The 12,862-nt window shown below is 43.6% G+C and carries 9 protein-coding genes; 7 read left to right on the top strand and 2 right to left on the bottom strand.

The genetic code is table 11. The features are described 5' to 3' along the window. The first annotated feature begins 45 nt into the window (after positions 1-45). Positions 46-552: an Rrf2 family transcriptional regulator gene (locus I6E84_RS08540; protein ID WP_197217462.1), complete on the top strand. Its 507-nt coding sequence runs from the start codon at positions 46-48 to the stop codon at positions 550-552. A 125-nt stretch (positions 553-677) separates the two neighbouring features. On the opposite strand, the gene I6E84_RS08535 is transcribed toward I6E84_RS08540, so the two are convergent. Beyond that, positions 678-1,508 carry a carbonic anhydrase gene (locus tag I6E84_RS08535; protein ID WP_197217460.1) on the bottom strand — a complete coding sequence of 277 codons (831 nt, stop codon included), beginning with the start codon at positions 1,506-1,508 and terminating at the stop codon, positions 678-680. 317 nt (positions 1,509-1,825) lie between these two features. Further along, the gene (locus I6E84_RS08530) at positions 1,826-2,572 is read right to left on the bottom strand and encodes a hypothetical protein (protein ID WP_197217459.1); all 747 of its coding nucleotides are present in this window, start codon (positions 2,570-2,572) and stop codon (positions 1,826-1,828) included. A gap of 569 nt (positions 2,573-3,141) precedes the next feature. Here I6E84_RS08530 and I6E84_RS08525 point away from each other — a divergent pair. The 6 genes from I6E84_RS08525 to I6E84_RS08500 all read left to right on the top strand — a co-directional run bounded on the left by I6E84_RS08525 (position 3,142) and on the right by I6E84_RS08500 (position 12,840). After that, positions 3,142-4,395, top strand: coding sequence for an MFS transporter (locus I6E84_RS08525; protein ID WP_227681395.1), 1,254 nt, complete (start codon positions 3,142-3,144; stop codon positions 4,393-4,395). A gap of 310 nt (positions 4,396-4,705) precedes the next feature. After that, complete coding sequence (locus I6E84_RS08520; protein WP_197217458.1) at positions 4,706-6,376, top strand: fatty acid--CoA ligase; 1,671 nt, start codon at positions 4,706-4,708, stop codon at positions 6,374-6,376. 281 nt (positions 6,377-6,657) lie between these two features. Next, positions 6,658-8,718, top strand: a complete 2,061-nt coding sequence (locus I6E84_RS08515; RefSeq protein WP_227681393.1) for a propionate--CoA ligase — start codon at positions 6,658-6,660, stop codon at positions 8,716-8,718. A gap of 413 nt (positions 8,719-9,131) precedes the next feature. Next, positions 9,132-10,616, top strand: coding sequence for a CoA-acylating methylmalonate-semialdehyde dehydrogenase (locus tag I6E84_RS08510; protein ID WP_197217457.1), 1,485 nt, complete (start codon positions 9,132-9,134; stop codon positions 10,614-10,616). 187 nt (positions 10,617-10,803) lie between these two features. Then, on the top strand, positions 10,804-11,964 hold the full coding sequence (locus I6E84_RS08505) for an acyl-CoA dehydrogenase family protein (protein ID WP_197217456.1): 1,161 nt from the start codon (positions 10,804-10,806) through the stop codon (positions 11,962-11,964). A gap of 93 nt (positions 11,965-12,057) precedes the next feature. Further along, positions 12,058-12,840 carry an enoyl-CoA hydratase gene (locus I6E84_RS08500; RefSeq protein ID WP_197217455.1) on the top strand — a complete coding sequence of 261 codons (783 nt, stop codon included), beginning with the start codon at positions 12,058-12,060 and terminating at the stop codon, positions 12,838-12,840. The last annotated feature ends 22 nt before the right edge of the window (positions 12,841-12,862 follow it).

Raw genomic sequence — 12,862 nt, 5'->3', positions numbered from 1 at the left:
TGGTTAAATGATTAATAATGAGAATTAGAATGGGAGTGTTCGTAAATGCGATTGACCAATTATAGTGATTATGCACTGCGCTCATTGATTTATCTGGCGGTCAAACCGGAGCCGCACACGCTCGCTAATATCAGTGACATTTCCAATAGCTATGACATTTCCAAAAGCCATTTGACCAAAGTTATTCATCAGCTGGGTCAGTTAGGATATATAGAAAGTGTGCGTGGCAAAAATGGAGGCATACGACTGGCACGTGCACCTAAAGAGATTAATTTGGGTATATTGATTAAACAAATAGAGCCTGATTTTGATTTGGTAGAGTGCTTTGCCGTACCAGTGAGTAAAGGTGAAGGCTCTCAATCAAAAGATTTGCCAGTTACCTTCATCGAAGAAAAGACAGATAAACCGATAGGCTGCGTGATTACGCCAGTATGCCAACTTAAGAGTGTATTCTCTGAAGCATTAAGGGCTTTTATTACCGTCCTTGAGCGCTATACATTGGCAGATATTATTAATAATGAAGACGAGCTGAAAGATTTGTTGTTTCGATAATGGTTTTGGGAATGGTGTGGATAATTATCTAGGGTGTATCATCAATTAGCCTATTTAGAGGTAATGATGACAGGCCCTAACGGTATATTTTTTATATTGATTTAATTATATTAATGATGGTTAGTTTAGTTGCTAAGCTGTTCTACCTTACGCGAGCCTTGTGGCTGAATAGGGCGGTTATTACCTTCGTATAAATCAGACATAATCTCAAACTGATCGCTAGTCAACGTTAAAGGTTGCTTACTGACATACCATTGGACTCTTTCTGAACAAGGCGGTGTTGTTAGCGAGCCGCTATAATGATAGAAAGTAGCCATGACAGGTGCTAAGGTGGATAAATCAACATCATTAGCCGTAAATTCGTCATCATTTTGGGTGGTGATTTCAGTCCCGTTTAGCAACACGCGCAGCATGTTATTGGCCTCACCAATTTTCAGCATGACACCTACTACCGTAAGATTGCCTTCGCTATTAGCGTGAACAAAATGAATCTCGCCTGGATAGTTTTGACTACCGAATTGATGTTCGCTTGGCGTATGGTAATGAAACTGCTTCAATAGATAGCGTTCATTGTCTAATATAATAGCGTTATTTTCGGTCGTCGGTGTATAAACAACAGTATGGCCATTGTCATGAATTCGAATGTCAGTAGATTTAGCATAATCCATGACGGGTGTGGCTGTGCTACTGGCAGTCACTTTTGTAATATTGATAGGCGACTGCTGTTTCCCAGTTTTACAGGTACTAGCACCTTCGATGTCACCCCAATATTCAGTACCTGTACTACCTTCGTATGACCACTTAGGATGATGAACACTATGACTATCTTGCGATACCATTACGGCCGCACTAGTGTCAGTCAGCTGTTCTTTTGAAGCTTGATGTTGAGAGGTGCAGGCAGAAAAACCGAGGGTGCTTACTGCTACGGTAGCAAACGCTAAATAATGACAATTCATATTATAGGCCTGAATAAAGTTATAGTACCTTAAAAATCAAATAGATACGGCGTAAAAATCGTATGCCGCAATTATATAAAGCCTACAGTTGATTTTCTTGTATTAAGATTATTATGTGTTATCTGAAAGTAGGATTTTATAACAAATTTATGTCTACTTAGCAAATAGTGACTTTAAGTCAGAAGTAATATCCTAAAAAAAGCCACCAAAATGGCAGCTTCTTCTTTGAGGAATAAATTCGTTCTAGTTCATTTGGGTAGTTTTCGATTGGAATGATGACCTATCTAGCCTGTTTTTCAACTTTTAACTGTGAGAAGCTAAGCATTTTCTAACTTAGGACGGGCTTTGTTAATCGCTTTTAGTAGTGCTTTTTCAAACTGGCCTTCTTTAAACTGGACCAAATATGAATGCGCCGCGCAAAAGTTCTGAGTGTCACGCCATTCATGGGCGAGATTGGTAGCCCAGTCACAATATTCCTTGCCAGCACTGGGTTCGTTTTTCAATGCTTTTTTGGTCGTAGGATGTAGTATCAGCTCAGGCAATATCGCCTCTAGTAACTTTGTTGGCGGACTCATAAAGGTATCATCGACGTGCAAGCTTTTGCTGGCAGGATGATAGGCCAATAATGAACCGGCATGAATCATCTCATTAGGCGAGATATAGTAGACGCCTTCTGACATAGAGAACTTAAGCTCAGGATAGCGTTCAGCGACCGCATCACTCTCGACCAAATCATCTGCCCATTGTACTTCTGATATTTTTTTATGATGTCGGCTACTGCCGTAAAAGGTTGCTTTTGGGAAGTCTTTTGCCATCTGTGCACAATGTACCGTGTGGAATGGATGTACGTTCAGTACAGCCTCGACATTTTCCCCATTATTGGTCAATGCCATCACTTCGTCTCGAACGTCACCTGTTAAGGCATAACTGTCCAAGAAGATAAAGCGTCCTGATGCTAGCTTTATTAGTGAGCATTGCGTACCGATATTTAGTACACCACCAATGCGAAATGATCCGCGTATGTTCCAAAAACCCGATCCTAAATTATGAATTTTATCGCTCATCAATTGCTTCCTTAAATGATTAATTTTTAAATTTATAAGATTATTTTTATATAGCTATTTTATACAGCTACTTTATATAGCGCTTTATGATTATGGCAATTTGCTCACTCAAAGTCTGTTACAAAGGTGAAACTTTGATTAGGGTGTGTCCTGATTTCAAAAATGGAGATAAAAATGAGATAAATTGCCGTCAAACGAGAAAATAGTGTAGATAATATCGAGATATTGACTAACTATTTGACGATGTTTGGCAAAATTTAGACATTTTTAGCCCAGTTAGATGAATGTCGTTTGAATTGAGGACATGTCCTAACGTTGTTATTAATGGCGTTTTTTGTTTGTATTAGATTTTGATATCAGCACGTATGATTGGCTGTGATACCATAATGTGCTTGTCGTTACAAACCTAAAGCAATTATCATTGCTGACGTTTATAGGGTTAATTCAATTTAATTGTGGTACAAAGCAACCAAGCGCAGAGGTAGATGTCATCCCTCAAGCGAAGTTGACGCTGTAACCTGTTTATAATGAATTGACTCTATTTTAATTCTATCACTCACGTCAGCCACATGACGCCTAATATAGTTAGCATCCTTGTGAATAATACTGTCAGTCAGACTCAAAATAATGCCCCATTGTTATCTCCTCAAACCAGTTCACCATCGTGGGTGCTAAAGCTCACGATTGGCTTGATTGGTATGTTTGCTTTTTTGCAGGTGTACTCTATTCAAGCCGTGCTACCTGTATTAATGGTGGACTTTTCAGCGACCGAAGTACAAGCAGGTATGATCGTTGGCGCGACGATAATGGCGATTGCTATTATGTCGCCATTTTTGGGTATGCTCTCTGATGCAGTGGGGCGTAAGCCCTTTATCGTTGGGGCGCTGTTGTTTTTGGCGATACCAACGGCGTTAATCGCACAGAGTCCGAGTATTGGTTGGCTAGGGTTATGGCGATTCATGCAAGGATTGTCAGTGCCAGGTATTACGGTCGTGACGATTGCTTATATCGGTGAGGAGTTTGAAGGGCGAGCAGTGACGGATCTGATGTCATTCTATGTGTCAGGCTGTGTATTAGGCGGGTTCCTTGGTCGGTTTTTGCTCGGGCATTTGCATGAGATCGTTGGCTGGCGTGCAGGGTATTATGTGATGGCAGGGATGACGCTGGTCGGCGCGATGTGGGTCGGAAAAATGCTACCATCATCACAGCAATTTGTGGCCAATCCTAACTTTCGAGCAGCGATACAGACGCTTGGAGAGCATTTGACCAACCGTTATGTCGTGACAGCCTGTCTGCTTGGGGCGTGTGTGTTATTCTCGCTAGTGGGCTGTTTTACCTTTATTAACCTACATCTGGCCAATACGCCTTATGAGCTGAGTACGGGTGCACTGGCCAATATTTTTGCGGTCTATCTGATAGGGGTCGTTATTACACCGTTATCGACCAACCTGTTACGTCGATTTGGGTCAGCACGTACCGTTCGAGTTGCTATTTTTATCTCTATGATAGGCGTGTTGTTGACACTCGTGACGCCATTATGGGGTGTGGTGGTAGGACTTGCTATCATGTCCTCAGGTGTGTTCGTTACCCAAGCGGCGACCATTAGCTATATCGCGGTCAATGTGAAGAAAGGCCGCTCACTCGCATCGGGTTTATATTATCTGGGCTATTATACGGGTGGGACTTTAGGGGCATGGCTGTGCGGCATCGTCTATGCGCGTGGGCAGTGGTCGCTAACGGTATGGTTGCTAGTGTTTGTACAGGTTTTAGCATTGCTCGTTGCCAGTTTTGGTATGGTAAAGACCAAATCACGTGCCGCTTAATATAAAGGCTAATAATTAAGTGATGTTAATCTAAAGTCTACCAATCTAAGGGCTACTAATCTATAGGCTCGCTAACATAACGTGATAAGGCGTGAAACCAGAATAAACGAACGCTCAGTGTCATAGTGTTTATGCGTGTATACTTTACATAGTATGGGTTTTTTCTTACTATCGATGATGGCGTTTTTTAAATACTATTAGTAAAAATGGAGCAACAGTAATGGCTGCTCATAAAAATATAATTTATTAAAATACTTTTAGAATGCGAGTCGTTAACGCTTTATCTCTGATCAACAAGGAAGTCAATTTTATGTCAAATATTTATAATAGTGCGCCGTCCGCTTACGATTATCCACTATTGGTAAAGCAACTATTAAACCGTGCTAAGACGGTATCGCTAGATCAAGAAATTGTCTATGCAGATAAAAAACGCTTCACTTATAAAGAGCTGTTTAGCCGTATCAATCGCTTGGCCAACGTTTTAGCTGATCTAGAGCTTAATGCTGGTGATGTGGTGGCAGTGATGGATTGGGACAGTCATCGCTATCTGGAGTCGTACTTTGCGGTACCGATGTCAGAGTATATTTTGCAAACCGTTAATATTCGCCTGTCACCAGATAAAATCCTCTATACCATCAATCATGCCAAGCCTAAAGTACTGATGCTGAACTCTGAGTTTGCGCCATTGGTCAAAGATTATCAGTTTGAGAACTCTAGCATTGAACACATCATTTGGCTTGATGATGATGGGGTGTCGTATGAAGGCGTTTTTGGTGGTAGCCAAAATCGTGTAAAAGGTGAGTACGAAGCATTATTGGAAGCTGCTAATAGTGAGTTTGAGTTTTCTGACTTTGATGAAAATACCATTGCGACGACTTTTTATACGTCAGGGACAACAGGCGATCCAAAGGGCGTATTCTTTAGCCACCGTCAATTGGTATTGCACAGCTTAGCGGAAGCCGCGACCTTAGGCATGCTCCCTGATAAGCAGGGTGTTAGCTATGGTGATGTCTATATGCCTATGACGCCGATGTTCCATGTTCATGCGTGGGGCTTTCCATTTACCGCGACGATGGTGGGCTTGAAACAAGTTTATCCAGGACGTTACGCCCCTGACAGCTTGCTCGATTTGATTATTAATGAAAAAGTCAGTATCACTCATTGCGTACCAACGATTTTACAAATGGTGCTCAAAGAAGCACAGGATCGTGGTGCGAGCTTTAACGGCCTAAAAATGATCATTGGTGGTTCACGATTGACAGAAGGCTTGGCAAAAGTAGCCATGAGCCAAGGTATCGAAGTTTATACTGGTTATGGCATGTCAGAGACCGCGCCGCTTATTAGCTTGACCGAATTTAGTCTCAATGAGTCTGAGATGTCTGATGATGAAGATATCGCGCGTCGTTGTATGACTGGCAAGCCTGTACTCATGGTCGAGGCCCAAGTTTGGGGCACAGACAATAAATCGGTTGGTACCGGTAAAGAAAATACAGGCGAGTTAGTATTGCGAGCGCCTTGGCTGACCCAAAGCTACTTGAAAAATGAGGATGCGGGTAAGGAGCTATGGGAAAATGGCTACATGCATACCCAAGATATCGCTTACATACGTCCTGATGGTTGCATTGGTATTACCGACCGTCTAAAAGATGTGATCAAATCAGGTGGTGAGTGGATATCATCATTGGAGATTGAGACCATTTTATCACTGCATCCAGCCGTGGCGGATGTATCAGTCATTGGTGTTCGTGATAAACAGTGGGGTGAGCGTCCATTGGCCTTGATAGTTCTAAAACCTGATGCGCAAGATACGAATGTGGATGATATCAAAGCCATTGCTGAAAAAGCGGTAGAGCGAGGTATGATTCCTAAGTATGGCGTGCCCAGTCAGTTTAAGTTTGTGGATGATCTGCCAAAAACCTCCGTTGGCAAACATGATAAAAAAGTCATGCGTAAGATGTATGCTGATCAGACCGAAGTATAATTTTATGTAGTTGACCTTTATCATTAGCTCTGCTACATTTTAAACCGATACGTAATGTATCGGTTTTTTAGTTTTGGCAAGGATAGCCAGTATTGTATTATGAGAATATACAATAAGAGCTTATAGCAATTTCCAAAAAGTAGGATTAGCGGTGTCAAACTTGTTTAGTCTACGACAGGTAGTACTTGCACTCGTTTTTCTTGCGACTCTAATTTTTGTGAATGGTATTATATTATAAAGTAGTATCTTATTACTCATCGTTTACGCTAAGGACAGCCATTATGAGCGAGCAAGCCACCAATAAAAGTACTAATCAAAGCAGCAATCACGTTTCTATTCAAAACTCTCAAGCGCCATCCGATACCACTCAGAATTTTGCTGATATCTATCACGACTCCATTAATAATCGCGAGCAGTTTTGGGCTGAGCAAGCCAAGCGTATCTACTGGCATAAAGAGCCTGAGCAAATCCTCGATGACAGTAATTTGCCTTTCGCTAAGTGGTTCGTTGGCGGTGAGACCAATCTTTGTTATAACTGTGTGGATCGCCACCTCGAAGAGCGTGCAGAGCAAGACGCATTCATTTGGTTGTCATCAGAGATTAACCAAGAACTGATCGAAACATTCCCCGCCGTCGTTGATTCGTTTAAAGACCTAGGCAACAACGTCGAGTTTTATACAGACTATACCAAGCGCCGTTTGACGTACAATGACTTGTATAAAGAAGTCAATTATTTTGCGGATGTATTGCAACGTCATGGTATCGGCAAGGGCGATCGCGTCATTATTTATATGCCGATGATTCTGGAAGCGGCTTACGCCATGTTGGCCTGTGCTCGTATCGGTGCGGTGCATTCGGTCGTGTTTGGTGGGTTTGCTGCACATAACTTGGCGATCCGTATGGATGATGCCGAAGCAAAAATGGTCATTACGGTGGATGCAGGTTTGCGCGGTGGTAAGGTCATTAACTATAAAAGCCTCGTCAATCAAGGGGTCGAACAAGCTAACGTGAAGCCTGAGCATGTGCTGGTCGTCAACCGAGGCGTATTGCCATTTGTACCACAGGATATCGATGTGGACTATGCAACCGAGCGCCGTGTCAGTTGTGAAGCCAATGCGATTGTTGAGCCTGTTTGGCTTGAGTCCAATACGCCATCGTATCTTCTCTATACTTCTGGAACGACGGGTACGCCAAAAGGCGTGCAACGCGATACAGGCGGACATGCCGTAGCACTGACGACATCGATGGATTATATTTATGACGGTAAGGCAGGAGAGACGTTTTGGGCGATATCTGATATTGGCTGGGCCGTTGGACACTCTTATACGATCTATGCGCCACTATTAGCTGGCATGACCAGTGTTATGTATGAAGGATTACCACATCGCCCAAATCCAGGTATCTGGTGGCGGATTGTCGAGGCAAACAAGGTCAATATTTTGTTCACCGCACCGACGGGTGTGCGCATGCTCAAAAAACAAGATGAAGCTTGGATGACACGCTACGATGTCTCAAGCGTTAAATCGTTCTTTTTAGCAGGTGAACCACTCGATGAATCAACAGCCAACTGGTTAACTAAGCATCTGGGTGTTCCTATTTTAGATCATTATTGGCAGACAGAATCTGGTTGGCCTATTCTAAGTAATACGCCAAAGTTCAATCATAAACCGCATAAGCAAGGCTCGCCTGGTTATCCAATGTATGGCTATGATGCACAAGTTATCAATGAAGAAACAGGTAAGCCCTGTGCTGCTGGCGAAAAAGGCTTACTTGCAATCAAGGCGCCTCTGCCACCGGGTTGTCTGACCACGGTATGGCGCAACGATGAGCGATTTGTCAGTAGCTATTTTGGTTTGTTTGATGGTCAGCAGTACTCAACGTCCGACTATGCAGTGACTGATGAGGATGGGTATTTCTATATCTTAGGACGCACAGACGATGTGATTAACGTCGCTGGTCATCGCATTGGTACGCAAGAGATTGAAGAGGCGATTAGCATGCATCCAGAGATGGCAGAGTGTGCGGTTGTAGGTATTCAAGATCAGTTGAAAGGGGAATTGCCTATTGCATTTTGTGTGCTGAGAGATCATGAGCAAGTGGCAACGACTGAAAATCGGTTCCGTATTGAGCAGCAAATCATCGGTGCCGTGGTCAAGTCCCTTGGCGGTATTGCAAGACCGGCGGCCATTTATTTCCCGCAAGCGTTGCCAAAGACTCGATCGGGTAAAATATTACGCCGTGCCATTCGTGCGTTGGCAGAAGGGAAGGAAACAGGGGATATGTCGACACTCGATAATCCACCTGCGATTGATGCAATTAAGCAGTCTATGAAAGATTATTGATTAATGCGGAATACAAATTTATTGATTGCTGATCAATAATGCCATTCAATATCGTACAAGAGCTCATGAATCATCATGGGCTTTTTTAGTTTTAAATTTTCCATAATATTTACTGTTGAATACAACCTAACATAAAAGTTTAATAAAGCGCTTGACCCTAAAATTGATTTATTGTTATAGTCAATAACGATACATAATAAATCATTTTAAAATTATCCATGTTTGGTAGTTATTGATGAATTCTTAATTTTTTATCAATACAAAATATAGTTTGTTCAATATAATTTGGATACAAGGAAGCCGAGTGAAAGTACTACAAATAGTAGACTAAGCGAGGCTGACACCGTATCTGATTTATAGAGGATTAACTATACCGCTATATGGTAGTTTTGCAAAAAAGATAAGGATATCTTATGCACCACGTTCAGCAGCTCATCAATGGTCAATTCGTCGATTCTAATACTAGCGAATGGATTGATATTACCGATCCCGCCACACAAGAAGTCATCGCAAAAGTTCCACAAACGACTGACGATGAAATCAACCAAGCAGTTGCCGCTGCCCAGACCGCCTTTCAAACGTGGCGCAAAACACCTATCACCACACGTGCCCGTATCTTCTTAAAGTATCAAGCATTGATACGCGAGCATATGGACGAGCTGGCAGGGATTTTGACCGCTGAACAAGGCAAAACGATTGCAGATGCTCGCGGTGACGTATTCCGTGGTCTAGAAGTGGTCGAGCATGCAGCAGGTATTGCAAACTTGCAGATTGGTGACTTCGTTGAAAACGTCGCATCAGGCGTTGATACCTATAGTATCTGGCAGCCGCTAGGCGTGTGTGCAGGTATCACACCGTTCAACTTCCCGGCGATGATTCCACTATGGATGTTCCCAATGGCGATTGCCACAGGCAACACTTTTATTCTTAAGCCGTCTGAGCAGGACCCGATGGTCACTATGCGTTTGGTTGAGTTAGCAATTGAAGCTGGCGTACCTGAAGGCGTGCTAAACGTTGTACATGGCGGAAAAGCTACCGTCGATGCTATTTGTGATCACCCTGATATCAAAGCCGTTTCTTTCGTCGGTTCTACCGCTGTTGGCAAACACGTCTATGAGCGTGCCAGTCAATCTGGTAAGCGTGCCCAGTGCATGATGGGTGCAAAAAATCACGGTGTTATCTTACCGGATGCTAATAAAGAACAGACGCTTAATCAGTTAGCAGGCGCAGCATTTGGTGCTGCCGGTCAGCGTTGTATGGCGCTGTCAGTGGTGGTATTGGTCGGTACTGCAGGTGAGTGGATTGATGACATTAAGGCCAAAGCAGAAAAGTTGGTCGTATCAGCAGGTAAGCATAATAAAGACCTAGGTCCGCTGATTTCTCCTGCCGCAAAAGCCCGTGTCGAGCACTTGATTGGTACTGGAGTAGAAGAGGGTGCCAGTTTGATTTTAGATGGTCGAGGCATTACCGTTGAAGGATATGAGAAAGGCAACTTCGTCGGCCCGACTATCTTTGATAATGTCACAAGCGACATGCAGATTTACCAACAAGAAATCTTTGGGCCAGTATTGTGTATCATGCGTGCAGCCGACCTTGATGAAGCGATTGAGATGCTCAATGCCAATCCACATGGTAATGGCACGGCGATTTTTACTCAGTCAGGTGCCGCCGCACATAAATTCCAACAAGACATTCAAGTCGGTCAGATTGGCATTAACTTACCGATTCCTGTGCCACTACCAATGTTCTCATTCTCAGGTTCACGTGCTAGTAAGCTTGGTGATCTTGGTCCTTATGGCAAGCAAGCCGTGCAGTTCTATACTCAAACCAAAACCGTTACTGCGCGTTGGTTTGATGATGAGGCTAGCCGCGGCGTCAATACCACCATTTCAATTTAATCGTTCGTTCGACATGTTTGCGGTATAGCGACAATTCTGTTTAGGGCATATTTCAGCCAAGCCTGATTTTATGATTGTCGTTATGCTGCTGCTATACTGTATAGCCAATACTATATGAACAATATTAGACTGACGATTTATAAAGTTCTCTACACCATATTTGCGATGCACGCACAAGGATGATCTCATGGATTTTTCATTGACCGAAGACCAAATTGCCTTTCGCCAAACCGCTCGGCAGTTTGCCCAAAAAGAGCTAAAACCACACGCAGCAGAATGGGATCGCACCTCGCATTTTCCAGTCGATGTCATCAAAAAATCAGGCGAGCTCGGATTTTTAGGATTGTATACCAATCCAGAATATGATGGTTTGGGATTACCACGCTTAGACTCTGCGATGGTGTTTGAAGAGCTTGCATGGGGTGATACTGCCGTTGCGGCTTATATGAGTATTCATAACATGACTGCTTGGATGATCGGTGAGTATGGCAGTGATACTTTGTGCAAAAAGTATCTACCCAACATGGTGAGCGGAGAGTGGTTGGGTAGTTATTGCTTAACTGAACCCAATGCTGGCTCTGATGCAGCTTCTCTGCGTACCAAAGCGGATAAGCAAGGCGAGCATTATGTACTAACTGGAGAGAAAACATTCATTTCAGGCGCAGGGTCTACCGATGTCTTAGTCGTCATGGCACGTACAGGCGGCGCAGGCGCAAAGGGCGTTTCGGCTTTTGTGGTAGATGCGAATAGTGCTGGTATCGAATATGGTAAAAACGAGCATAAAATGGGCTGGAAAGCGCAGCCAACACGCACGATTAGTTTTAAGGATGTGAAAGTTCCAGTAGAGAACTTGATAGGCGAGAAGGGCCAAGGCTTTCGTATTGCGATGAAGGGTTTAGATGGTGGGCGTATCAACATTGGTATCTGTGCGGTTGGTACGGCGCAGTCAGCACTAGAGACCGCGACCAATTACGTGCAAGAGCGTAGCCAATTCGGTAGCCAGATTGCTAACTTACAATCTGTACAGTTTAAACTTGCTGATATGTTGACCCAGACCATTAGCGCGCGACAAATGCTTTATCTAGCAGCGAGCAAAGTGGATAACAATGATGTTCAAGCGTCTACCTACTGCGCAATGGCAAAGCGTCTCTCCACTGATCTGTGTTTCGATGTTGCGAATGAAGCCTTACAGCTACACGGTGGTTATGGCTATCTAAATGAGTATCCACTTGAGCGCCATGTACGAGATTTGCGTGTGCATCAGATTTTGGAAGGCACCAACGAGATTATGCGAGTGATCGTCTCGCGTCAGCTATTACAGGACGATGCGTTGGATCAATTACGTTAATTGTATTAGGGTATTTTCTCCATCTAATTGATGACACGCCCTAATGGCTAACCGATCAAACATACCCAATTCAGATAAAATAAAGGATTATTTATGACGGATTATACCAATCTTCAGTTATCGATTGACGGTCATACTGCTACGGTGACATTGAATAACCCACCAGCTCATACGTGGACGATGGACAGTCTGCCAGCACTCAAACAGCTAGTGACTGACTTGAATGCCAATGATGATATTTATGCTTTGATTATTCATGGTGACGGCGAGAAGTTCTTTTCAGCGGGTGCTGATTTAAACAATTTTTCAGATGGTGATAAAGGTCGAGCCATCAGCATGGCAATTGCTTTTGGCGAAGCATTTGAAGCGCTATCAGCGTATCGTGGTGTCAGTATTGCTGTCATCAACGGCTATGCGATGGGTGGCGGACTTGAGTGTGCGTTGGCCTGTGATATTCGTATCGCAGAAGCGCATGCACAGATGGCATTGCCAGAGACTGGTGTGGGATTACTGCCATGCGCGGGTGGTACACAGAATTTACCTTGGCTCGTTGGCGAAGGTTGGGCAAAGCGTATGATTTTATGCGGTGAGCGCGTTGATGCAGAGACAGCGTTGCGTATTGGTCTGGTCGAAGAAGTTGCTGCCAAAGGAGAAGGGTTAAAAGTGGCACAAGCATTAGCGAAAAAAGTTGCTAAACAGTCTCCTGTTGCCGTCAGTTATTCTAAAGCGCTTATCCAAGCTGCGAGAAATACTCCACCTGCACAAAACCTTATCCATGAGCGCGAAGCGTTTGTGAAGTTGTTCGATACCAACGATCAGCGCGAAGGCGTGCAAGCGTTTTTAGAGAAGCGCAAACCGAATTGGCAAAATAAATAGACTGCAGGTAGGATGTGCTAAC

Origin of the sequence: Psychrobacter sp. SCQQ22, from assembly GCF_015864605.1 — a bacterium.
GTDB lineage: Bacteria > Pseudomonadota > Gammaproteobacteria > Pseudomonadales > Moraxellaceae > Psychrobacter > Psychrobacter fozii.
Note: the sequence above shows the minus strand (reverse complement) of the source record. Positions and strands in the feature narration are given on the sequence as shown.

Coding starts and splice junctions, on each gene's coding strand:
- I6E84_RS08510 (WP_197217457.1), top strand. CDS start 9,132: ATGCACCACGTTCAGCAGCTCATCAATGGTCAATTCGTCGATTCTAAT.
- I6E84_RS08525 (WP_227681395.1), top strand. CDS start 3,142: ATGACGCCTAATATAGTTAGCATCCTTGTGAATAATACTGTCAGTCAG.
- I6E84_RS08530 (WP_197217459.1), bottom strand. CDS start 2,572: ATGAGCGATAAAATTCATAATTTAGGATCGGGTTTTTGGAACATACGC.
- I6E84_RS08535 (WP_197217460.1), bottom strand. CDS start 1,508: ATGAATTGTCATTATTTAGCGTTTGCTACCGTAGCAGTAAGCACCCTC.
- I6E84_RS08520 (WP_197217458.1), top strand. CDS start 4,706: ATGTCAAATATTTATAATAGTGCGCCGTCCGCTTACGATTATCCACTA.
- I6E84_RS08505 (WP_197217456.1), top strand. CDS start 10,804: ATGGATTTTTCATTGACCGAAGACCAAATTGCCTTTCGCCAAACCGCT.
- I6E84_RS08500 (WP_197217455.1), top strand. CDS start 12,058: ATGACGGATTATACCAATCTTCAGTTATCGATTGACGGTCATACTGCT.
- I6E84_RS08540 (WP_197217462.1), top strand. CDS start 46: ATGCGATTGACCAATTATAGTGATTATGCACTGCGCTCATTGATTTAT.
- I6E84_RS08515 (WP_227681393.1), top strand. CDS start 6,658: ATGAGCGAGCAAGCCACCAATAAAAGTACTAATCAAAGCAGCAATCAC.